General features: G+C 34.0%; 19 protein-coding genes and 2 pseudogenes. 5 read left to right on the top strand and 16 right to left on the bottom strand.

The annotated features are described in order from the left end of the window. Positions 1–2 precede the first annotated feature (2 nt). The 7 genes from A6J31_RS00880 to A6J31_RS00850 form a co-directional block, all read right to left on the bottom strand. The gene (locus tag A6J31_RS00880; RefSeq protein WP_080610249.1) at positions 3–752 is read right to left on the bottom strand and encodes a lantibiotic immunity ABC transporter MutE/EpiE family permease subunit; all 750 of its coding nucleotides are present in this window, start codon (positions 750–752) and stop codon (positions 3–5) included. Further along, a complete protein-coding gene (locus tag A6J31_RS00875; RefSeq protein ID WP_070578169.1) occupies positions 749–1,444 on the bottom strand; it encodes a lantibiotic protection ABC transporter ATP-binding protein in 696 nt (231 codons plus the stop codon). The genes A6J31_RS00880 and A6J31_RS00875 overlap by 4 nt, the downstream gene beginning before the upstream one ends. An 11-nt stretch (positions 1,445–1,455) precedes the next feature. Next, a complete protein-coding gene (locus A6J31_RS00870) occupies positions 1,456–4,416 on the bottom strand; it encodes a lantibiotic dehydratase (protein WP_037601601.1) in 2,961 nt (986 codons plus the stop codon). Positions 4,417–4,434: 18 nt separating this feature from the next. Next, positions 4,435–5,676, bottom strand: coding sequence for a lanthionine synthetase C family protein (locus tag A6J31_RS00865; RefSeq protein WP_080610248.1), 1,242 nt, complete (start codon positions 5,674–5,676; stop codon positions 4,435–4,437). Beyond that, positions 5,660–7,144 (bottom strand): ABC transporter ATP-binding protein, encoded by a 1,485-nt coding sequence (locus A6J31_RS00860; RefSeq protein WP_225791530.1) that lies wholly within the window; start codon positions 7,142–7,144, stop codon positions 5,660–5,662. Before A6J31_RS00860 ends, A6J31_RS00865 begins: the two co-directional genes overlap by 17 nt. A gap of 211 nt (positions 7,145–7,355) precedes the next feature. Then, positions 7,356–8,699, bottom strand: coding sequence for a sensor histidine kinase (locus A6J31_RS00855; protein ID WP_080610246.1), 1,344 nt, complete (start codon positions 8,697–8,699; stop codon positions 7,356–7,358). Next, positions 8,692–9,369, bottom strand: a complete 678-nt coding sequence (locus A6J31_RS00850; RefSeq protein WP_037601586.1) for a response regulator transcription factor — start codon at positions 9,367–9,369, stop codon at positions 8,692–8,694. Before A6J31_RS00850 ends, A6J31_RS00855 begins: the two co-directional genes overlap by 8 nt. A gap of 661 nt (positions 9,370–10,030) precedes the next feature. Between A6J31_RS00850 and A6J31_RS00845 the strand changes: the two genes are divergently transcribed. Continuing rightward, complete coding sequence (locus A6J31_RS00845) at positions 10,031–10,219, top strand: hypothetical protein (RefSeq protein WP_011227223.1); 189 nt, start codon at positions 10,031–10,033, stop codon at positions 10,217–10,219. Continuing rightward, positions 10,212–10,823 (top strand): Fic/DOC family protein, encoded by a 612-nt coding sequence (locus tag A6J31_RS00840; protein WP_080610245.1) that lies wholly within the window; start codon positions 10,212–10,214, stop codon positions 10,821–10,823. Before A6J31_RS00845 ends, A6J31_RS00840 begins: the two co-directional genes overlap by 8 nt. Before the next feature lie 206 nt (positions 10,824–11,029). Here A6J31_RS00840 and A6J31_RS00835 read toward each other — a convergent pair whose 3' ends face one another. The 6 genes and pseudogenes from A6J31_RS00835 to A6J31_RS11660 form a co-directional block, all read right to left on the bottom strand. Continuing rightward, complete coding sequence (locus A6J31_RS00835; protein WP_080610244.1) at positions 11,030–14,146, bottom strand: SH3 domain-containing protein; 3,117 nt, start codon at positions 14,144–14,146, stop codon at positions 11,030–11,032. Positions 14,147–14,432: 286 nt separating this feature from the next. Further along, positions 14,433–14,732, bottom strand: a complete 300-nt coding sequence (locus A6J31_RS00830; RefSeq protein ID WP_080610243.1) for a hypothetical protein — start codon at positions 14,730–14,732, stop codon at positions 14,433–14,435. A 64-nt stretch (positions 14,733–14,796) separates the two neighbouring features. Then, positions 14,797–15,489, bottom strand: coding sequence for a DUF6287 domain-containing protein (locus A6J31_RS00825; protein ID WP_080610242.1), 693 nt, complete (start codon positions 15,487–15,489; stop codon positions 14,797–14,799). Positions 15,490–15,500: 11 nt separating this feature from the next. Further along, positions 15,501–17,303, bottom strand: coding sequence for an SH3 domain-containing protein (locus tag A6J31_RS00820; protein WP_080610241.1), 1,803 nt, complete (start codon positions 17,301–17,303; stop codon positions 15,501–15,503). A 160-nt stretch (positions 17,304–17,463) separates the two neighbouring features. After that, complete coding sequence (locus tag A6J31_RS00815; RefSeq protein ID WP_080610240.1) at positions 17,464–18,387, bottom strand: helix-turn-helix domain-containing protein; 924 nt, start codon at positions 18,385–18,387, stop codon at positions 17,464–17,466. 272 nt (positions 18,388–18,659) lie between these two features. After that, positions 18,660–18,951: pseudogene (locus tag A6J31_RS11660) on the bottom strand (hypothetical protein); the annotation flags it as partial. 221 nt (positions 18,952–19,172) lie between these two features. Between A6J31_RS11660 and A6J31_RS11465 the strand changes: the two are divergent. The 3 genes and pseudogenes from A6J31_RS11465 to A6J31_RS11655 form a co-directional block, all read left to right on the top strand. After that, positions 19,173–20,168, top strand: a complete 996-nt coding sequence (locus A6J31_RS11465) for a hypothetical protein (protein WP_192573918.1) — start codon at positions 19,173–19,175, stop codon at positions 20,166–20,168. A 1-nt stretch (position 20,169) separates the two neighbouring features. Continuing rightward, positions 20,170–20,787: a LysE family translocator gene (locus tag A6J31_RS00800; RefSeq protein ID WP_049554275.1), complete on the top strand. Its 618-nt coding sequence runs from the start codon at positions 20,170–20,172 to the stop codon at positions 20,785–20,787. A gap of 303 nt (positions 20,788–21,090) precedes the next feature. Continuing rightward, a pseudogene (locus tag A6J31_RS11655) lies at positions 21,091–21,224 on the top strand (IS3 family transposase); the annotation flags it as partial. 155 nt (positions 21,225–21,379) lie between these two features. Here the strand turns inward: A6J31_RS11655 and A6J31_RS00790 are convergent. From A6J31_RS00790 to A6J31_RS00780, 3 genes are read right to left on the bottom strand one after another with little or no spacing between them, the layout of a single operon-like run. Further along, positions 21,380–23,623, bottom strand: coding sequence for a hypothetical protein (locus A6J31_RS00790; protein WP_080610239.1), 2,244 nt, complete (start codon positions 23,621–23,623; stop codon positions 21,380–21,382). A 3-nt stretch (positions 23,624–23,626) separates the two neighbouring features. Further along, entirely contained in the window at positions 23,627–24,832 is a 1,206-nt protein-coding gene (locus tag A6J31_RS00785) for a hypothetical protein (RefSeq protein ID WP_080610238.1), read from the bottom strand. Between the two features lie 20 nt (positions 24,833–24,852). Next, positions 24,853–25,200: a hypothetical protein gene (locus A6J31_RS00780; protein WP_080610237.1), complete on the bottom strand. Its 348-nt coding sequence runs from the start codon at positions 25,198–25,200 to the stop codon at positions 24,853–24,855. Positions 25,201–25,263 lie beyond the last annotated feature (63 nt).

Raw genomic sequence — 25,263 nt, 5'->3', positions numbered from 1 at the left:
GACTATTTAACCTGTCTTTTGAAAGAGATAGCAGATAGTTCGACCAATAAAATGAAAAAAGTAATCCCTAAGAAAAATGAAACGAAAATCATTGAATAATCAGGAATATATTCAGATCCAATAGGTATACCATTTATTCTCATTTTTGTCATTGGTTCAAGTAGCTTCAATGACCAATCATAAGGAAACAAATACCATGTATCTAAGAGAGAAAAACTTGTACCAATAATTAGTGGTGATATTGTATTAATAATCATAGCAAAATACAAATTAGTTTTTCTTGATAGCCATAAAATAAATGGAATTTGCCATAATGTTGTCAACCAAATCAATAAAATAGTTAATAGCATCCTACATATACTAATAAGACTTGGTGTGGGTAAAATTAAACCCATTAAGATAAGTATTAGGCTTAAAATCATACTAATTATTAAATTTAAAAAAGCTACCAATATGATTCTTGCGTATTCTACCTTTTTTAAATTAACATTCCTTGATAAATAAACAGAATACTTATTTGAATCTAATTCCAACTTATTTAACAAAGCGGAATTTACAGCTATAATTACATTAATCCAAATAACCCCCCACTGATTCACGGTGGTTTCTGCAGTTAGACTTAATACTTCCTTACCACCCAATGATGAAAACAATAAAGAAAGAATGACACAAATGAAAGGGAAAATAAAAATTAACCTAAAAATACTCGTATTCTTTATTTTAATTAAATTTGATAAAAAAACTTGTTTCATAATCTCCTCCCTTTTTCATATATAATTTGATTATTAAATAACTCCTCAAGATTCTCAGATCCATCATATTCCTTCTCCAGTACAATCTTTCCTTCATAAATAAAACCAATAAAATCAGCTAGATGTTCGACCTCTGAAAGAATATGACTTGAAATCATGACTGTCATCCCATCTGATTTAAATGACTCTATAATTTCCCTTAATTCTTGAATTCCAATAGGATCCAACCCGTTGGTAGGCTCGTCCAATATAAGTAATTTAGGTGAATTTATTAAAGCGATAGCTATTCCTAACCTTTGCTTCATCCCTAGAGAAAATTGCTTTACTGGTCTCCTATCAATGTTTCCTAAACCTACTTTATTTAATAGCGGAAGTATTGTACTATTTGAAATACCAAGCATTGTTGTAACTACTTTCATATTATCGTATGCGCTCAAATTCTTGTAAAGTGGTGGTTCTTCAATAATACTTCCAATTTTCTGCAAATCTCGACGTGACCATTCTCTACCTTCAAAAGTGATAGAACCACTGGTTTTATTAATTAAACCAGTCAAAATTTTCATAATAGTTGATTTTCCAGCACCATTTGGACCTATTAAAGCATACACTTTTCCCTTAGGAATATTCATATTGACATTATCTAGTACCGTTCTCTTACCATAAGATTTTCTTAAGTTTTGTATTTTTAACATATTGATTACTCCTATTCTATATACTGTTGGGCATTTAGTGTGTAATAAGCAAAACAATATACCTTCTCTTCAAATTCTCTATTAATCCCATTTAATCGGTTCATTGATAAGTGTAAAAAACTTCCTACTAAATTAAATTTTGTATTATATAGATCATTTGTACTATCGAATCGATTGTATTCTTCCATATAAGAAGTAAGATATTTATCCATTTCCTGGAAATAATCATATCTATCTAGCGCCGATGCTACTCCCTTCAAACTCTTCATATACTCTATGGGTAAATCAATTGGTAAATTTTTAAATTCTTTCTTATATTTTCCAGTATAATTCTCAAGGAGAAAAGAACACTTTGTCACTTCATCTTTGAAGAAATAATTTAGATAGTATAAAACTAAATATGTAGCACAAACTAATCTTTCATTTTCTGACAAACTTATTATATGATTCATAAATAAAATAGATTCTTTGCAAAAAATTTCTTCAGCATAGTGTATTAAATTAGGTCCCCCATATCTGTTTACCTCTGGCTTATAACTACTCACCTCTATATCTGAGACAATACCTTTTTCTATCAACATAGGTAATAAGTCACGAACTACTGACAAATATAAAGAAAAATTATTCTCAAAAGAACGAGAATTTACTCGCATTCTTATATGATCATTTGTGTCATAATATCTCATATAAAACATTTTGGGTTGATTATAATTTCTTGGTAGTATATTCGCAAAATAATTGCTCCAGTAACCTAATAGTTCATTTTGTCGTTCTTTAGGACCATACAACTTTAAAAATAGCCAGTCACAAAATGGTAAATATGTTCTCTTAATTTCATTTTTAAAGATTAAATTAGTTTCATGGCTTGCATTTCTATCTATCTCTTTAATAATTGGAACAACTATTTCTGCGTTATAGTTACCTAAATATTCTTTAAAAATTGATTCTCCTTTTTCAATTTCTCTTAGCGAAACGTATACGTATTTTTTGATATTTTTAAATAAAATCTCTAAGTCATCATCCATAGATAAATCTAGCCTTAATTCATTATCTGCATATTTTAAAATGATGTCATTTGGAACCTTGTATGTTTTTCTAAAATTATCAAAAATAACTTTTTTATCAATAAATTTATTTTTAGTTAGTAACTGTTCTCTTATCATTGATAAGTTCCATTGTGCGGTAGCTATCGTAATTCCTTCAAACGAAATTTCAGGAATATAGACTTTTTCCTGAGCTAAAATATCCCATGGAAATAAAGACCAATGTGACAATCCATACTCAAACTCTGATATATCAACCAACAATCTCAGTACCTTACTTTGGCTGTCAGGATTCAACATATTATTCATAGTAAATTTCAATTCATTTTTCCCATCACTTGTTGTAAAATGAAACTTACCTTCACTATATCTTATATAGATGTCTTCTAATCTAATTTCATTTGTCGAATCCCATGATGTTGTAAAAAATGATGTATTGAAGGTTTCAGTGCTATAATTTTGCATTACATTCGCTATTCTTATCTGATTCGGAACGAATGATAGCTCTACATTCATACAATTTTTCTGATCTAATTTTTGAATAGTTGTTTTCAATTGTTCGCTTAATGTATAGAATCTACCGAAACTTCTTCCAGCTTGACCAGAACCAATATTGGCACCTAAATATAACTTGATATCATCATTTAGTTTTTTGATATTAAAATTTAATTCAAATGATTCTAAACTATTATTTTGATTTAATTTAAAATCATGTAAATCCTTTGACCGAAATTCAATACTTTTACCATCTAAAAGAGCCTCCTCGTATTTCTTTTCAAACATTTGCATTATTGGATCACTAAACTCTATTGCTTCTCCTGATTCGTCTTTGTAATAATCAGGGAAACCTATACCAACATCCTTATTTATTACTTCTACAAGAGGAATTGCACAGTTTTCCCCATATTTTCCAATAAATTTCAACTGATATTCTTTAAGTGAATTTTTCCTGCCACCTCTTCTTTTAACGTTATTATTTAACTTCACAAACATCTCTGCAAGCTGCTTTATAATCTCTAAAGACTTTTCCGATAAGACATCAAATCTACCATTAAAATTTGCTATGGAATCTACCTTTAGGTAATTTCCACCAATATCATATTTATGGATATTTTTCATGACATCAAATATTTGAAGAAGTAAATTACAGCCCTCACCTATTTTTAAATCATTATAATTCTCAATCATATTTTTTAAATGTTGTAAATCGTTTTTTAGTCTTCCCTTTTCCAATTTCGATAATAAATAATCTAGTGGATTAATATTACAAATAGGTGGTCTTAGATCTGAAATTAAAAAATCATTTTCAACCAAATTGTAAATAAATGATGTTAGCACTTCTAAAGCTATCTCCGGATAACTGGTTTTAAGTATTTTTATCAGTTCTTCATAGTTCACATAGTTTTTCTGGCATTTTTCAATCAATATCTGAACTGGTTTTGAAAGACTTATATTTCTATCTTCCTCAAACTCACTCACTGTAAATGGTAATACATATCTATCCCCTTGGATAAATGCTGCTGTATTAATTTTGAAGGCAAGTTCTTCTATATTCTTTATTTCATAAGATTTCACCAAAGAATATATCCAAAGATAATCTGGTGTCGCTTTTTTAGTAAAACTAATTTTTTTTACATTGGAGTTTGTTTCATTTTTCAGGTCGACTACATTTATTGCGGTAAAAATTCCAAACGGAGTAGTACGTAGTGCCGCCCTTTTTGCGTAACTTTTTATTGATATTTTTATTTTTTGTTTTTTCTTTTCGTTACATTTATCAATATTTTTTACACTATGATAGAGACTAGGACTAGCAACTAAAAGTTGCTCCATAAAAACTTTATCTTTTATCAGCTCATCATATCCTTTTTCATAAAATTCCTGTTTTTGCAAAGGAACACGGATCATGCCTCTTGGAAATACATTATACATCTTGTTCTCCTCTCTTAATTAAATAAACATTCTATCCCACAAGAGTTTCTCATCGCTATAAGGATTTAATAAAAATAAGACAATTCCCGATACCCCCTGTAATATACCAACTGATTCAAATTCAATTTCTACTTCTCCTAATTTTTCTCTATCAGTATATCCAAATATTTTCTGACCTGAGAATTGTATTATTATTTCCTGGCGTAAACACTCTGCAAAATTCACTAATCTCACATTTGAATTGCTTCTACCAATCAAATCGTATATAAAGGAAACACCTGATAATCCATGACACATTGTCAGTGAATAAATATTTTTTTCTGGACTAGTTATCTGAGCAATCAAACTCTCTATAATACTATCAGTATAGTTTAAATCCATCAATTGACATATTTTAAATAAGGCAAGTGATGTACCAGGAGTACCGTAGCACCAAGCCATCCTAGTAGGGAGATTTTTAAAATCACGATTCAAAATATTATCAGAATATATTTTACCAGGCCATAGTTTATCTTCTCTTCTATATAAAAATACTAGCTTGATAGCCTTGTTCAATATCTCATCATTATCTTCTAAGATTCTTTCTGATTTTAACTTCGCCAATATTAACATTGGACCAACTATTCCATGAGCAATACCTAAATCAAATTCAATTTTTGAATCTATAGAACAATTTTTCACTTTACTAAAAATTGTCTCAATATACTTCAAAAGATACATTCCTATTTGTTTCAACTCTTCAAAAAAATATTCTCTCTCAAGCATTAAATAATTAGCTATTCCACTAAAACCGTTAACCATATCATAGTCAAATGGATCAATAATCCCTTTATCTATATTTGATAAACTTATAATCAACTTTTCTTGAATTTGTTCTTTCAATAGGCGATGTAAAGAGTCCAATAGCTTGGTATAATATTTCCCTGATATACTAGCTTCCCTAATTGCCAATGAGATACCAGCAGTCCCCGCATAGAGAGAGGGAGATTCTATTCCGTCTTTGGAGATTATTTCAACTAATTTACTGATATAGCTGTTAGACAGATCCATATACTTATCTTGTCTAGTTACTTTATATAGCGAGCTATACATTAAAATTAATGATGGAATTCCGTGACTTAAAGATTTTTCAAAAAAAGTATTTTTGTATTTAGATTCTATGCTAATTAGCGTCTCATTTGTACTTTCTGCTACTATTTGCTCATAGTTCGTAAATCTATCAGCAACATAATCTAAAATTTGTTCAATTTGAGGTGTCATATACAATTCCAATCTCCTTATCTAACAAGTTTTTGAATTTCTTACCTTTAAAATTTAAATCATTGAAACTTCCTGTCTCGACTATATTGCCATTCTCCAAGTATAGAATTTTATCTACAAATTGAGTAATACTTGGCTTATGTGTAATGAAAATGCCAATCTTATTTTGTGACAATTCAAAAAAAGTTTTAAAAATTTTTGCTTCAGATTTTGGATCTAAAGCTGAACTAGGCTCATCTAAAAAATAACAATCAGCTTCTTTAAGATAAACTCTTGACAATGCAATTTTTTGCCACTGCCCACCAGATAACTGTCTCCCGTCCTCGAACCAATTTCCTAGTTGCTGTTCTAAGTCTAACTGATTAGTTTTTCCTTCTTTCTCATAAAATATTGAATCAATTCCCGTACGCTTTAATGTGTTTATTAAAGCCTCATCATTATACAGTTTTGATAAATCACCTAAACCAATATTTTCTCGAAGTGTTAACTCGTATTTCAAGAAATCCTGGAATAAAGCTGATATCCTCTTATAATATGATTTTTTCTGTATTGAACGAATATTATTACCGTTTATATAAATGTTTCCTTCATAATTATCATAAAGTCCGCAGACTAATTTAAAAATAGTACTCTTCCCTGAACCATTTTCACCAACAATTGCTATTTTTTCTCCTGATTTAATTGAAAAACTTATGTTATTTATCACATTTTCCTTACCATCATATGAAAAAGAAACATTTTCAAACTCGATAGACTTAATATCGTTAACTACTTTTTCTTTTAGATTATTGTATTCAGTCTCACTATGAGTGAAATCATATAGTAACTCCATGTACAGTGATCCATTATAGAAGGAATAAATATTGTTCACTATATTTTTGGTACTCGTTTGCATTGTTGACAAAGATCTAATAAAGGTTGTTACATTTCCAATTAAAATTATTCCTAAAAACGCCTCTCTAACTGCAAGAAACATTATTATTGACTCTATCATAATCTCCAATATTCCCAATAAAATACCATTTCCCATTTTAGATTTATTTATGCTATTTTCCTGAGTAATAAATAGTTGATTATTTTTGTCAAATTTTTTTAAAAAATAGTTTTCTAATATGCCTAACCTTAATTCCTTAACAGCAAAATCATGTGTTAAAATATGGCTTATGTACCAATTTGCCCTTTCATCACTACTCCGCTTATATAACATTTCAAATTCGTTTTTACCTATTTTTAAGTATATATAAATTGAAATTACCGGAAGAATAATCAAGAGTGGAAAAATTGATGTTTTCCAATTCAACAAAATGATAAAGGAAGAAATAAATGATACTAATGAAGAAAGTACAGAAATAATAGATTTATATATTTGAAATGGTTTATAGGATATTTGATTTTGTATACGTGTAATATCATCATATATTTCTGGAGTTTCAAATTCAGCTAATGTTAGCTTTACAGTTTTCTGCATGACCAAGTGATTCATCAGAGTTATTTTTAGTTGTCTTTAAATCTAGGTCGAAATCTTTGATTGTATTTTTCATCTTATATTTCCTCTCTTATTTATATGTCCGATATATTTACGATGTTATTATTTCATCTTAAGTTCAGAATCTGTTCAGAAAAAAAGCATTTGGACAGAAAATTTCTTACAATTTCTGTCCAAATGCTTTAAATTATATCTATTTCTTCTTAATGGATAAAATTGCACTTGCTCCCCCTCTTGCTGGGTTTACCAACTGAAGGTGCCCTCCATGCTTAATAGCAACACCATTAACAAAAGCTAATCCAATTCCGTAATGCTTATTTCCTCTACTATTATCTTCTGTGTAAAACAATTTAGTGCCATTTTTCAAAGTACAATCATTAAACTGGGGACCATTGTTCCATACTTCAAAATAAATGAGAGTTTCCGATTCAGATAATATGACCTCTATTTTCTTATTTGAAGAGGGTGTAAATCTAATTGCATTAACTAGAAGATTAGATATTGCCCGTATCAAATTTTCTTCTTCTCCATAAAAAGAACTGCTTACAAGGTGATTCCCAATAGAAAATTCAACATCGTTTATATTCAAAAGATCATCAACCTCAAAATGTAACTCACTTAGCAGTTCTTCAACAACTATCAACTTTGCTCCTCTATCTTCTGAAAGCATCCGAGTATAGGAAATCAATGAGTCGAAATAGCTCTCAAAAACAGAAATACTATTATCCATTGAAAGAACATAACTTTGTTGACTAGTTGTTAAGGACGTTAATTCTAATAACTCAAGGTTCCCTTTTAAAACAGTTAAAGGTGTCTTTATATCATGAGAGAGAGCAGATATTTGAAATGATAAATCTTGTTTCTCTAATTTTTCTCGATCAATCAAATTTTTCAAACCATCTCCCTTTGTATATAGGGTTGCCAGGATATCATCAAATTCCGTTATTTTAGAAAAGTTTTCTTGTTTAGATAATCTTTCTATCCCCATTTTATTTGCTATTTTCTTTATTTCTTTAAAATTCGAAGAAATTTCTTTCACAAACCTTGTTGAAGCAACCACAATACTAGTTATTATTCCTAACCCTAGAAAATAAAAAGTCAACATATTATATGGAACATCCCTAAACTTAGGATTAGAAAATTCTGGCATCTCATTATATCTAATAACAATACTATAATCAACATTGTTATAGAAGTCATAATGCACTGTGTCCAAAATTAAGTTATCTTTTTCTTCTACAACTTTTCTGAATAAAGAAAATTCTTTAGGTATGTATTTCCCCTTAATGATTTTATTTACCTTATTATCTAAAATAACATAATCTAGTCCCAAAGATTCCGCATAGTTTGTCAGTTGTTTTATTGTTTTTTTATCTTCAAAATGATATTCCTCTCCAATATTATGGGACGTCACTATATTTAGCCTTAAGAAAGAAAATGAAATTATATAGATTATTAGAATTGTAATAAAAAAACCAGCACAAACTTCAAAAACTACTAACCAGACTCTTTTTTTTATTGAATATTTTTTAGACATCCCACTTATAACCAATCCCACGTACTGTTTTTATTGGATTAATTCCAAAGCTTGCAAATTTCATTCTAATTTGATAAATATACTCTGAAATGGAGTGAAATAATGCTGACGCCTCCTCGTCATAGACCTGTTCATATATCTCTTCTTTTGTAAATACTTTATGGGGATAACGAGATAATAATTCCAAAATATCATATTCCCTAGAAGTTAAAGTTAAAGGGATCTTATCGATGTATAGCATACGTTCCTCTAGATAAATTTCTAGAGGAGGAAAGCTCCTTTTATCTCTTTCAATCTTTAACCTTGCTCTTTCTTCTCTCTTCAAATGAGAATTAACCTTAGCTATAAATTGTTTCAAACTAAACGGTTTAACAATAAAATCATCTCCTCCTACGGTTAAAGCTTGGATAATTTCATCGTCATGAGATAAGGCACTAACAAAAATAATTGGAGAGCATACCTCTTCACGAATTTTATAACAAAATTCTATTCCATTTATATTAGGCATCAGAATATCTAATAGAATTAAATCATACCCCTTAAATTTATCAAAAACTATTGGTACTTGTATTTCTTGTAAAGTTGTGACTTGATAATTCTCAATCTCTAAAGCTGTCTTTATAAGTTTTAGAATTTCTTCGTCATCATCAATGGCTAAAATCTTATTCATCATTACTCCTATAATACTATAAGTAACACACAAATTAGTGAGTAACAGCAAAAATTCGATATAAAAGATAAAACGATTTTCTTTTATATTGTACCATAATTACTTTTTTAATACCTTATTTTTAGAATTTTCAATTAAATATTTCTCAATACCGTTATCAAATTTCTATCATAATATTGGTAAAGTTATAATGTCATGAATCTAATGGATTTTTCTGATTGTCACATGAATCATCAATAATTTATGACCAACCACTTTATCATCATACTTTCAGATAACTATCCAAGAAGGCACATATCTTGTATATAAGAGGACTCTACTATTTAATTAGTGAGCGTTTTTACGATACCAAATTTCTCTCAGTTCCAATTAAACAAGTACAATGTTTTAGAATGTAACTACTGACTGGAATTAATGAAGGTGCTGTCAAATATTCCCAAGGTTATGCAAGCCTTGTTTTGATGCTATCAATAATTATGTGTAAAAACTCAAACAGATTGAACTGTACCTCAAAAGTTAGACAGAAAAAATTAATTTTTGAGGGTGTTTTTTATGATGAAAATAGCCTATAAACAGTTCAATCAATCATAACTATCTCCATCTTTCATGTAAATATAAAGGGTTTATGGTACAATGATATTGATATACAAGGAGGTATGCCATGACTCTTGATGTAAATGAAGAAGAATTAACAATTTTAGGAATTTCTTTTGATAATTATTCAGATTTTGATACCGTTTGGTATGCTATCGGATCTTCAATGATTGAAAATTATGAGCCTACTGTTCAGGATGTAATTGATTTAAAAACTTATGTCACTAACAGACGAAAGGAATTGAACATTGGTTAAGAATCAATATGAAGGATATAAGTACATTGACCCTAATAACCAATATACCTATCCAGATTCTACAGTCTTAGTCAATAAACAAAATATTACAAATATCGAAGAAGCTTACCGAAATGAACACTTATTCGTTACTAGAAGGCTTGCAGACTTGCGTTTAGAGCCCATTCAGGTCTATTCCATGAGCGATATTCTAGCCATCCACAATTATTTATTTCAAGATGTTTACGCTTGGGCTGGACAATATCGCAAAGTAAATATCTCTAAAAGCGGTAATCCTTTTATGCCAATACAGTCATTTAATACAGCTGAAACTCATATGAATCATCTGATTCATTCCTATCATCAAACTGCCAACTCCAAAGATGAAATCATTATGCATTTAATAGAAATTCTTGATAATCTTAATTATTTTCATCCCTTTCGAGAGGGTAATGGACGAACTCAACGAGAGGTTATTCGTGCTTTAGCTCTATCAAAAGGTTACTCTGCACAGATACGAGTGGAACAAGACGATGAAGTTTATAATCTCTATATGGACGGGACAGTCCATGAAGACTTAGAAAAGTTAAAAGAATTATTTATCAGAATACTGATTAAATTATGAGTTACTGTACTACCTTTCAGTACTGTCTTACCTCTTAAACTAATTCTATACGAACATACGTAATATATCCCTGCTGGTGTTTATTAGTCAGGGCCACCCTTTCTCATGTAGGGCTAAAGTAAAGACAAACATTCTTTTGATGTTTGTTTTTTTGGCTCTTTTCTACCAAAAAACACCACCCTCAAAAGAGAGTGATGTTACAACTCTTAAGCAATGTCCACATAGCGTCTTGCACCGCTATAGGTTACATAAGACAACCAGGTGTGGCCATCAGCTGTAAGGACTTTGTCATAGCGAACGGACATGCCTTTATCATAGTAGGCTAACTCTGGACTAGCAATACTTGGTTGAGCCTTGATAGAGCTAGGTTTGGTAAAGGTATAAGTACCAGTCGCAGCTAGGCTTGGACTTGCTGGTTGAGCAACTGCTGTTGCCTTACCATCAATAGCAATGTAACGACGGTTGCCTCCATGGCTAACATAAGAGAGCCATGTGTGACCATCTGCAGTCACCAATCTGTCATAGTTAACGGACATACCAGCATCATAGTAAGCCAACTCTGGACTCGCTACACTTGGTTCTGCTTTAATGCTAGAGCGTTCTTTGAAAGTATAGGTACCAGATGATGGTGTACTTGGTTGAACAGGTTGTTCTACAGGTTTAGTCACACTCGTTGGTGCGATAGCCACATAGAAACGATGTCCTGAATAGCTGAGATAAGAAAGCCATGTATAGCCATCATTATTGACAACCTTGTCATAGTTGACTGACATGCCAGCATCGTAGTAGCTAACATCTGGGTTGGCTACCAAAGGTTGAGCCTTGATGCCAGTACGAGCGGTAAAGGTATATGAACCTGAAGCTGGAAGATTGTGGCGAGTTGCATTTTGAACTGGAACAGTTGTACTAGTGCCTCCGATACCTACCATTTTACCATCTTGGACATAGTAGAGATGGACAATGTATTCACCTGCTTCAGCCTTATGGTCACTAACATTGATACGAACCTTGTAGCTACCATCACTTTGTCTGCTAGCTTGGTGCCATACAAGGTCGTCTTGGCCGTCTTTAGCTGTCCAAACTGGAACACTTACGCCTTGAATAGCCTTGTCTCCACCAGAAACATTAGTGATATGAACGTCAAAACCGAGGTTAGAGAGGTTTTCAATATTGATAGTACCGCTTGGTTTGCTTTCTTGTTGAGCAAGTTTAGCCACGGCTACATAACGTCGGTTGCCATTGTAGCTGAGGTAAGAAAGCCATTCATAACCATCACCACTGACAATCTTGTCATAGTTGACTGACATACCAGCATCGTAGTAGGCCAACTCTGGGCTTGCCACACGAGGTTCTGCCTTAATGCCAGTACGAGCAGTAAAGGTATATGAACCTGAAGCTGGAAGGTTGTGGCGAGTTGCATTTTGAACTGGAACAGTTGTGCTAGTGCCTCCTATACCTACCATCTTACCATCTTGAACATAGTAGAGATGGACAATGTATTCGCCTGCTTCAGCCTTATGGTCACTAACATTGATACGAACCTTGTAGCTACCATCACTTTGTCTGCTAGCTTGGTGCCATACAAGGTCGTCTTGGCCGTCTTTGGATGTCCAAACTGGAACACTTACGCCTTGGATAGCCTTGTCACCACCAGAAACATTAGTGATATGAACATCAAAACCAAGGTTAGAGAGATTTTCAATATTGATAGTACCGCTTGGTTTGCTTTCTTGTTGAGCAAGTTTAGCCACGGCTACATAACGGCGGTTGCCATTGTAGCTGAGGTAAGAAAGCCATTCATAACCATCACCACTGACAAGCTTATCGTAGTTGACTGACATGCCAGCATCATAGTAAGCCAACTCTGGACTTGCTACACGAGGTTCTGCCTTAATGCTAGAGCGTTCTTTGAAAGTATAAGTTCCTGAGTCAGGAAGGCTATAACTAGTAGTTGTGTGAGTTTCTTCGACCTTGGCAGGAACTGTGTAAGTTGTGCCACCAACACCAACTAATTTACCATTAGTTTCAACATAGTAAAGATGAACATTGTAGAGACCACGTTCATTCTTATGGTCAGTTAGACTGACGTTAACCTTGTAGTTACCATTGTTAAGACGAGTCGCATTGTACCAGATGATGTCGTCTTGACCATTCTTTTCAGACCAGATTGGAACAGATACCCCGAGGACACCGTTTTGGTCTGAAACATTACTGATAACTACACTAAAGTCACCATTGTCATGACTTTCAATAGCGATATCGCCTCTTGGTTTAGCTACAGCCTCTGCAACAGCACCTAGGTCGACATAACGACGAGTACCACTGTACGAAGTGTAAGAAATCCAACGGTGGTTGTCCGCAAGCAAAGATCTATCGTAGTTGACTGACATGCCTGGATCAAAATTGAACTCAGTCTTGGCAGTCAAGCTAGGTTGGTTCTTCACATCTGCAGGTTTAGTGAAGTAATAAGTACCACGTTCAGGGATGGTTTCATCTCTAGTCGCTTCAGTGTTGCTACTAGTATTTTCAGCCTTCAATGCTGCGATATCAGCGTAGTAGCGTTCATAGTCATAACCAATATAAGAAATCCATTGATGATTGTCTCTCTTCAAGACCTTATCATAGATAACATGGTCGCCTGCACTAAAGACAAATGTAGGTTTGATATCCATGACTGGAGCTGTACGAATTTCAGTTGTGCGACGGAAATAATAGGTACCGTTTGATGGGATATCAAGAGAACCATCAGCAGTCACAGGACCATCTACACCTGGCTGACTAGCATTAGTTAAGACAGTACGAAGACTAGTATCGACAGCTTCACGGTCAGTAACTCTAGCTTCTGCTACTTCTGAAGTTGCTGAACGGTTAATCTCACTAACTACTTCAGAGCTAGCTACTGATGACACTTCATAACGTGGACTAGCCACCTCTGAGCTCGCAACAGAAGCGACAGCAGATGCAGATTGAGCAACCTCTGCTGGTACTTCCAAAGAAGCAGCCTCGCTGACCACTACACTACTAGCTTCAGAGGAAGCAACTTCACTGCTGGCAAGCTTAGGTCTTGGCGCTTCAGATCTTGAAGCTGGTTCATTGAGAACCTCGGTAACAGCTTCTGAAGTTGCTTGGTCAATTTGGGGTGCTTCAGAATTATTTACAGTAACTTCATAGTCCGTGATAGAACCTGTGCTATTGGCTTGTTCCTGAGCCAAAGCATGCCCACCAAGCATCAAGCTCGCACCAATCAAGACTGATGCAGCTCCAAAAGAATATTTACGAATTGAGTAACGTTGACGTTCCTTAAAAACATATGCCTTTCTCATTTTGATCACTCTCACTTTCTAGGCTGTTTCATAAAATAATGGAACCGTTTTTACGCCTATAGTATACTTCTTTTAAAAATATTTTACAAGTATTTCATTAATATTACTAAACTTTATTTTGTAGAAAATTGATCGATAATTTTTTCGATAACTATTACCTATTATAATGAAGAAAAGTCCTTAGATATATCTAAGGACTTTTCAAACATCTAATTTCTTGACACATTAAGCAAATCTGAACAGATTAATCAATTTATTCTGAGTTAAATTGACTATAGATATCATTCTAGTCTAAGTCTGATTCATCATAGATGTATTCCTCTAAATGTTCAGTCACTGTAATCTCATCACAGGAGCTAACATTTTGAAAATCCTTAATGTAAACAATTTTATATTGATTTGGTAGAAGTAATGGAAAGGCAATTGGCTTACCATTCTTACACACGCGAAACATCTGAAAGTTATCTGTTACATTACTAATAAAGACAAACGGAAACAAATGAGGACTGGGAGAATTCAAATAGTGATAGGTACCCTTTAAGGTGCCACTAGTACTTCTCACTTCTCCATGTTCTTTTTGAGACATTTTTAAAGTGTGCTCCTTCTACTACTTGTGATTTCCTTTTCTTAAGTACTGAGGGACAATACCATCAATCTACTTTATTGTAAACATGCATCCGACCATATATCGCATCAGAACCAAAACGAATCTGTCCGTTACTATCAAAGAAAATTGGGTCACTGGTTGGTCCATCATTATGAGCAAAACCTGCTACATAACCGCCATCTTGAGCAAAACCATTAAAGAGCTGACTACTTGTATCACTATAACCACTTTCAGCGCCAACACGAGTTACACTACCGGATGGGGATACTGTAATTGTATCTCCTAAGTCATTTTGATAGGTACCAGCAACACTAGAGAAATCACCATTAGCCATTGCCGTAGCATCAACTACTGTGGTAGCTGGTGTTTGTTCCGCTGAAGCAGCTGGTTGTTCTGTAGGAGTTCCTTGATTTACTCCAGCTGTTTCTTCATTAGGATTTGTTGGGGCAACTTCTTGTTGAGCAGATTCAGCAACATTTCCGGCTGATGGTTGTGAAGCCTTTTCTCCAGAGGTTTCTTTTGAGACTTCTTCTGAACTAGAAGATTTTGTCTTTTTCTCAGACTTCTTCGCTTTTTCTTTTGAGGATGGTTTTGTCGATTTCACTTTCTGACTAACCTTACTAGAGCTCGATGTTAATGTGGCTTCCTTCTTGTTATTACCACATGCACCAAGTAATAGAACGGAAGTTAAAGCGAGTGCGGTTAAAGTTGTGAAACGTTTTGTAGTAGGCTTCATAATAATTCTCCTTAATTAATAGCAATATAACGGCGATTTCCACTATAACTGAGATAAGAAATCCAAGTGTGTCCCTCATTAGTCAATACTCTATCATAATTAACCGTATTACCAGCGTCATAATAAGCTAATTCAGGGCTTGACATACTAGGTTCTGACTTTATACTGACTCGTTGTGTGAAACGATAAACACCACTTGATGGGATAGTATAGGTATCCTGATTCTTTTGCACATTAACAGTAGTCCCACCAACACCAACAAGTTTACCGCTATTTTCAACATAATACAAGTGAACATTATAAACTCCTGTTGAATTTTTATGATCACTTACGTTTACATGTTGACGATATGTTCCATCAGATTGACGAGTAGCAGTGTACCAAATAATATCATCTTGTCCATCAATTTCAGACCATGTTGGGAGCGATACTTTTTGAACTCCGTTAACGTCTGAAACATTGGAAACGATAATATCAAATGTTCCTGTCTCAGAATCATTATTTACAATTCTTATAGTACCCGTTGGACTACTAGTCACATTTACAATTTCACGAATAGGGATATAACGACGATTTCCAGCGTAAGATAGATAAGAAATCCACTCATGACCATCTGCAATCAATTTACGATCATAGTTTACACTTTGACCTGCGTCATAGTACGCAAGTTCTGGGCTTGACATTTTAGGTTCTGATTTTATACTAGCACGTCCTTTGAAATAATAGACACCACTTTCTGGAACTTCTTGGTCTACTGAAGGTGATGGGTGATTTGAAGAATCGTCCACCACTCTATTAATATCCTTAAAGTGAATAAATCCTGTTACAGTATTTTTATTAACTACCTGTCTATGATAAATATGATCATCATGCCAGTTATACTCTTCTAATTCAATGTAATCCCCCATGACATTAGATACCCATGCAACATGTTGATATTGATTATCATACCAAGCCACTGAACCCAATGCTGGAGTATTATCTACCCTGTAACCTTCACTACGTGCTCGATATCCCCATTTTCCTGCGTCACCATAAGCATAAGGAATTGTAAATCCATTTACTGTACTTAGGCGATAAGCTACAAATGATGTACATTCCCTAACATATTGTCCCCAATCATCTGCATCTACCCAAATTCTACCATTCTTGAATCTTTGAGGGTAGTCATCACCACGTGCAATTGAACCACCACCTGCTGAAAACAAGACAACATCTCCAGATGAAACATTATTAACATTTGTTGAATGAATGTACTTACCATCTTTTTTGGTAGCTCGAATCCGTGTCACATCATTAACAATGGAGGTCTCTGGCTTATCAATATTCGCAGCAGCATACCCAACTGTTTTTTTGCCTTCTGGGTTAGTAGGATCTACTTGTTCAATTGTATCAGCTTGTTTATCCTCAGCTACCACTTTGAGTGTCTCTTTTTCATCCTTTGTCTCTAACATAGGTGTAGTACTGTTTTCTGAGACTTTATTACTTGTGTCTAACTCGGAAATACTTAACTCAGATTTTTTGATTGTATCAGGTTTTACTTCATCCCTCGTTTCATTTGGGCTTCCTAAAGGAACTTCTGGAGTATTAGCTTGTACTACTTCTGTAGATTTTCCAATTTCTGTATTTGTAGAAGCCACTGTAGCATCTGATTTTTCTGTTACAAGACTTGATGGAGCGACAGCGTTCGCTTCTGTCACTTGATCAGCAGATACTGATACTCCCATAAAGAAAAATCCTATTAGAACAGATGCTACACCAATAGAATATTTTCGAATTGAATAGCGGGCTAGTTTGTTATTTGAGTATTTCATAATAAATCTCCTTTGTGTATTTTAAATAAATTTTATGACAAGTGTAAATTCCTAAAATCCCCAAAGAAAATAATGCACTCAAATTTCTATTCTTCAATTCGCTTTATGAATATAATATACTGCATATTAGAAAAAAAGAACAGGACACGTATGTCCTGCTCTATTCTTTCATAGCATCTCTCATTTTCTCTGATATAATGTCAGCTAAAGAGGTATCTCCTAACAATCTAGCCAAGATTATCCCTTCTTGATAGGCCTTTTTAGCCTCAAAAATATCATTCTTTACAACATATAGATACTGTCCCTCTAGCATTCTCAATATTGGTTTTTTCTGATAATCTTGAGTTTCCTCCATAATGTGATGCAGTTGATTGAATGCTATCTCCGATAAATGAAACTTTTTTCGTTCATATTCAACTATTGGAACCATTAATAAGGCATCCCTAAGTAAAAATAGATACTCCGTGGGAATATTATCATAACTATTTATTAGATTTCTACAAATAGTATAAAAAGTCCCTTCACTAAACCCATCTGACCTCATACTATCACCATCTCCTAACGAGATTTGATATAGTTCTATAAGTAGTAGATCATTGATAGTGTATACCCTTTTCTCACATAATGATGGTAAACTCTTCTCCAATATGCTCATGCCAAATTTTTGATGTGTCTTTGAAGTATAAGAGTAAAGTTTTGACTGTAAGATATCAACAACCCTCTGTTCATCAGCTGGCAAATCATCATAATAGCTATCAATAATTTTACCCAGCTTTTCGTCTAGTTTCATTAGATTATTTGGCTTATCTAGACTAGTCGCATGCATCAATTGATATTTGAGATTGAGGTATTCTAACGGCAGCTTTGAGCCTACAGCTCTCTCTCCAAGCAATTCCGATAAAGATATATTCAGACGTCTTGCCAAGTGCTCTAAGGTCTCTAATTTAGGTTGAGACTTCCCTGTTTCTATACGTGTCAATTGCCGTATTGATAAAACCTCATCCCCTTCACAAAATTTTTCTTTAGTTAGTCCTTGTGCTAATCTCAACTCTCTTAACCGATGACCGAAGTATTGTTCAAACATCGCTAGCTCCCTATTACTTGAAACTATTATAATTTTTATTATTTGTAATAGTATACCACCCAGTATTCACTATTTCAATTTTGAAATGAAAACAATTTTAACTTTCATGATTCTTATGTAGAAATAGATAAAAATGTGTACAAATCTTTGTCAAAAATTAAAGTCGTTGTATATCCTCGTTAAGCTAATCATCACAATAACTTAAAAATAGATATAAAGGCAAGATTCTCTCAATTTCTTTTTGTGTTTCTTTTTTGATTTAGAAAAATAACTTACGTTTTGCCTAGAGAGAGGTGAATTTTTCCAAATATTTTTGGAAAAAGAGGATGCAATCCTAGCTGTCTGCAAGACCACAATAATAATGACTCTGTCATTATTTCAGAATGAAGACAAACATCGTTTTTGATATTTGTCTTTTTTATATTCACACTTAATTCTCTCAAAATCCAATAATATTGTGGATATTTGGATAAAATAACAGTTCTTCCCTACGATCATTTTTACCAATTTTTTGTTATTTAAACATGCCAAAGTAATCCCAACTTTATCTTCATAAGTTAATTTCATAATAAAAACACTCCAAAAGTTAGATTTTTTCTGTCTAACTTTTGGGGTGCAGTTCATTTCTACCGAAGCTCGTTTATTTAATATTAAGAGGATTATTACGCATTTTACGATCAATTTTTTCAAATTCTATGTAGATTTTGTAACCTTCTAAAAATTTCATCTTTTTGATTGTACTTCACTATTTTTTGTGTATAATTATAACATATGGGAGAAAATTTATGAAAGATATTGAAGATAATATTACCAACACCCCTAGAATAGGGGCACTTGCAGATTTTTTTGAAAAGACTGCGTTAGGCGAATTGGGAAAACCAGACAATACTTATCTAGGTGATATAAACTTATTTAAAAATGACGAAAAAATGTTATTCTTTTATTTAAATCATAGAAAATTACAAGGACAATTTGACAAACATTTCTACTCAAGTATCCCCTTTATATTAGAGGAAGAATGTCGCGTTGGCTCGGCATTAAAAGATTACTTAGAAAAAAGAGAGGGGACGCAATATTTGTATGTTCTTGGAGCTGCTGAGGGAACAATGGCTAGAACAATTGGAAATTTAAGTAATGGAAAGATAAAAACTTTATCTTGTAGTCCAACAAAAGCTAATCAGGATAATTTTTTTAGATATGGTAAACCACTACATTCCAAATTTATCTTATCTCCTTACAATAAAATAAACAACTCAAATATCAGAGAATTATTTCCTAATTTCAATGGTTTTGATGTCATAATAGAAGATACGACATTTCAGATGTACAGTCCAGATAGAGCTAAACAAATAAAATTTACAAAAGAAAAACTTAAAAATGATGGTATAATTGGTTTTATTGAGAAATTTTCCAATAAAGATATTACTGAATTTCTAAAAAGAGAACATATTAAAGACTCTCTTTTTAAGAATAGATTTTTCTCACAAAAAGCCATTCGACTGAAAAAAGAGAATGTGTTAACAGATATGAATAACTGTCTTGTAACAATAGATACATTTAAAAACATTTTGGCTAACTTTTTTAAATATGCTGTCATAAATTGGAATTCTGGAAATTTTTATACAGTCTACGCATCTAATAGCAAAAATAACCTCTTAAGTTTTTTATCTAATATGACGCCAGCATTAACCCCTAGTCAGTTTGTACATACCAAGCTTCCAGTCCCATTGCTAAACTTAAATGAGGATGATATAAAATATAGAGTTGTAAAGGAAAAATAATATGTCATTATCTACATGGATATCATACACCATCGCTTGCATTCTACTTATTTCCCCTCCTGGACCAACAGTAACTTATCTTATAACAACTAGTATGACTCATGGAAAAAAAACAGCCTATGAAATAGTTTGGGGAAGTTTCTGGGGAGGACTTGTTTGTCTAATCCTTTCCTTTATTGGGATTGGAGCTATACTTAAAGCTTCGGAAACCTTGTACGCAATCTTACGTTTACTTGGAATCGCTTATCTTATCTATTTAGGAATCAAAAGTCTTCTTGGTGCTAATAAGGTAAAAGATAAAACTGAGAAAATGACACCTCCTGAAAAGGGAGAAGTCTTTAAAAATGCATTTTTACTGATATTTTTAAATCCTAAAAACATTATTTTCTTTGCTTCATTTTTACCTCAATTCATTAACCACAACTCTCCATTTTTATTACAAACTACAATATTAGGTTTGACATATCTATTTGTTGGTTTAATCAACGATTATTTATATAGTTATTTTGCATCGAATATTGGAAGTGCACTTGGAAAACATTCTGAAAAATGGATTGCATATATCGGTGGTGTAGCTATGATACTATCAGCTATAATCGTGGTATTTCAAAATTTTTAGTGAAATATCGAAAGAATTTTGAAAGCCTCCGAATTATTCACAAACCACTCTCTACTCCATTTACTTCATCAGGAAAATCATCAGAATATATAACTCTAATACCTAAAACTCAACCTCAAAATAACATATGATCGGAAAAGTATTTTTTCCACTTAAACAAAAAACACTCTAAAAACTTTTTTTTGAACGACACCTCCAAATTAGACAGAAAAAATCTAATTTTGGGGGTGTTTTTATTATGAAATTGACTTATGAAGATAAAGTGCAAATAGATTATCTTTGGAAAGCTTTAAGCGATCTTAATCAGAAAAGGAGTACATGAAAGCTAAGAAGGCTATTCTAAAAAAGTTGAAAGAACTCCGATTGGAGGAAGAAAAAGAGCAAGAAGAAAAACGATAATTATCCAAGGGTTGGTAACAGAGTTTTCTTTAGAGATTTTTCCAAGGTAAAACTAGAATACCTTGATATACTTGACAAATGGTAGAAAAGGACTTAGCCCTATGCAATGCAGAACTAAATCCTTTGCTTAAATAAATTATCTAACTTTTGGGGTCAGTACACAGTTCGATTTGCTTTTTTTGTAAACTAGTTATCACAATTCTCCATCTTCTCCAGCATCAAATTTCTGGAATCGACTGTCGCTGTCTAACCTATTCTTCTTTGGTAAGCTTTGAGTCGGAGGAGTAATGCTTGAAGTATCACCCTTTGGAGTAATTCTTCCAGCTCCACCAGTACTATTTAAGATTTTGTCTCTAACATTATCTCTAGTATTTGTATAACCTGCTCCGAAACTACTTGAGAAGTCTCTCTTAACTGTTTGACTAGCATTCCTGAATTCATTGCCAACAACTTCTTTACCAGATTTAACAGTCTCTCTGACTCCTTTAGACACATTACGTCCAGCAGCACTCATTGACTGACCAACAATCTCTCTATACTTAAGACCATGAGCTCTCCTATCAGCCATTGCTTTCCAAGTACCAGCGACTGTACCAGCAGTAGCACCAGCAGCAGTTAAGGCACCTCGTCTGATATTGTTAGCAGTCGAACCTACTGTACTTCCAGCAGTCTTAAGTCCCTTTACACCAACTTTGGTTCCACTACTAACACTATTTCTGAGACGGTTAAACCCACTTTGATTTCGTCTGCCAGTAGTTGGATTATACCTACCAACAGCGAAGTTTCTAGCACCGCCACCCATTTTATTAGCAGCCATCGCACCAACAGCCATTGTAGCAACTCCAGCCTTAGTTCCACTTGAAAGGTTAGTATCAATACCTATCCAGCGTTCCAAAACTTTTGAACCTTGAGAAACCGCAAGATAAACACCAAGGTAAACCGCAATCGTCGCAATGGCATGTTGGAATGGATCTAGTCCATCATAGAAACTTCCACCTAGAGTTTTCTTAGCAACATCAGATGCTCCAGAACCTAGATTGAGTTTCACTTCACTATAAGTAATTAAGAACCATTGAGCTACTTTAACGAATAGTAGTTGGAACCAGATGGCAGCAATTCCTGTCATAACTTCCTGCCAAACTTCCAAGATTCTCATACTATTTCCCACTGCTGCGTAAGAAACGAGGGGTGAAATAATCACTGTTATAAGCGTTTTGAAAATTACTCGTACCGTCGTTACTAGCAATCCGACAAGAAGAAGCAAAAGAATAATTTGCTGGGTTATCAGTGCTATCCAGTCAACCTTATAGCGAGCGTAAGTCGGCAAAAAGGCTGTATTATCAAAGCCAAGGAAATAACCTGATTTTGACGTAGTGACTCGTGCATAAGCTATCTTACCATCTGCATAACGAATGGTGTTGAGCGTGGATCTCATTACATCAGAGAAACCATTATAAGGTGAATTTGCCTGGTCCTCCTTCAAGTCTTTTTGCTCTTTCCAACCAGTAAAGAACAATTTACTGATTTGAAGAAGGGCTGTTACTGGGTTAGACATCGCAGCACTATTTTTAACCTGTTGCCACCAATCAACCGAACCGTCTTCTCGTATTCCTAACATCTTAGGTAGCGACGATACTCGTCCTTCACGTCCAGAATAATACTGCAACATGGCTTTATTGGTTGGGCCATAGGTTTCAGTAAAATTGGTGAACCAAATATTACCATCTGAAATGGTATTCCAGTTTTTATCACCCGCTATAAAATGAGTATCTTCATTATAGCCTAACTTATCTGTATCAAAATCCATTGCATACAGCATTTCGAGGTCAACCGTATTACCCCGAAATGGGGTTACAGAAAGTGAAACACTCTGACTACTACCAGTTATGTCATAATAGGCTAGTCCTACGGTATCCTTCGCTATAGCACTACCAAATTTTGAAGCGAATACCGGAAGTGCAGTTACAGAAAAAGTTACCAAAATAATGTGATTGAAGAATTCTCTGTACCTGAAAGGTGCTCCTGCCATTGCCATTATCAGACGAATGAGCGTTACCAAAACAAATAAAGAAATCCCAACGATTTGAAGCCACTTATAAACTTGACCAACAAAGCTATCGGATTGACTAATATAATCAAACATCCCGAACAACTTAAACATGTTGAGGTATGCTTTCTCAATCGCATAACTAAAACTATAGATACCTTTTGATAGCATCTCGGGAATAAAGCCAAAAGCTATAAAGACCCCAGTTGTTGGGTGGAGGTATTGGTCCCACTGTGCATAAAAGGATGCCAATAATAGCTCTTTATCCTTGTCACCTCCCCAACCTTTAGGACCAACTTCATTAGGCCAATCTTTCGATTGAGAGATCATATCTGATAGGGATGGCCAGACCTTCCCTTGTTCAATCTCAATTGTTGCTTCTGCACCCATAGGTTATCCCTCCTTGTTTTCAGCTGAAGTTTCAGTAGAAGGAGATGTTGGCGTTGCAAATGCTGTTGTTGTCGGTTCAGATGTAACTACCCAACCTTGAGTAGCTGATGGTTTTTTCTTAACATTGAAAGTAACACGACGAACTGTCGTTTTTTGAGCCTCATCCGTTGTACCAACAACGTATGTAACCTCATAGGTATCTTTCTCATTCTTAACGAGTTCAACTTTCTCCAACATTGTGCTAGAAACAGTCGCTACCTCTGGGTTAGTAAATTTAGCGTCGTTATTATCCAAGTAAGCCTTAAGCTTATCCTTGTCTCCTGAATAATAGTATGACAAGAAATAGCGAGCCATAACATCAATCTCATGTTCATGATCTTGTATCATTATAAGACGCTCAACTTTATCTGTTGTGGCCACAAGTTCTTTCTTGACGCGCGTGAAATTGCTATTGTAGACCATTAGCATCAACAATAAGAACACCGACAACGTACAAGAGACAATAGCCAAAATCAATGGCAACTTACTTGGTGGTCCTACTTCTTCATCTTCATACACTCTGCCTGTTTTCTCCTTCCGTTTCTTGGCTCCAGCAACTGACTGTTTATACTTATCCTTATTCGACATAAGACGATTTGGAAGTTCTCCTTCAATCGTTCCTGGTTTTGGATAAGGTGGCATATCAACAAGAGACAAGCCTAAACTTTCAGCATAACATGGAAGCAACCCCATTGGACCACTGAAAAAGTTGGAGATCCCTTCATATGTTGTTTTCTCAAACCGTTTATCACGGTGTGCTTCTTCGATGAGTGGGGTAACGAGTTCCTTATAATCTTTCGTAATAACAAAAGGGGTAATCTGAGGTTGTCCTTCAATACTAGGGACTCCCGTTGTTGGTCGTGTGACACGACCATTTTGTTCCATCGGTTGACTAGCAAGGGCAATTCCTTTTAAGGTAAATTCAGAATAACGCTTTTTGATTTCTCGAAAAAGTAATTCTGCTTGTTTAAAAGTTAGAAATGGTAGACTTTGAGCGATACTTTCCTTTTTATTACTAGGGAAATATTCAGTATCTAAGTCATCAATGATATCCGCTAACTCTTCATCCTTTTTAGGATTTGCATTGCCTTTCCACTCGATATAAAGAAACAAGGCATCGGGAAACAATACCTTGCGATTCCCCTTTATGGTAAGTAATTCTTTTTCCATAAAGTATACCTCTTAACTACTTATTTGGGTTGCCAAAGATATTCAACAACCGAAGCAAGTGCCGAACCAACACATAGTGCGATCGCAATCCACAAGAGTCGGTCAAGGGCTTCCGTTCGTTTCTTGTCACCCATCATCATCAATATACATGCAAGTAAACCAGATATTATTGCTATCCCTGGGAATACAAGTCGCAACATACCTGAAACATCATTAAGCGTATTAGTAGCCTCATTAGCTGGGTTAGTAGCTTTTCCTCCAGTTTGCTCCGCAAAAGCAAGTGATACAGAGTTTAACGTCAACAAAGCAGTCATTCCTAGTGTTGATGCCTTTGTCTTCACGTTGTTCAAAAATGTGTTTTCTTTCAAAACAGCCTCCTTAAAATTTTAATATCTGTAGTCTACAATAGTCCATCTACGAGTCACAACCTA

Source organism: Streptococcus sp. FDAARGOS_192 (assembly GCF_002073815.2).
Classification (GTDB): domain Bacteria; phylum Bacillota; class Bacilli; order Lactobacillales; family Streptococcaceae; genus Streptococcus; species Streptococcus salivarius_H.
The sequence above is the reverse complement of the archived record's forward strand: the minus strand, read 5'-3'. Positions and strand labels throughout refer to the sequence as shown.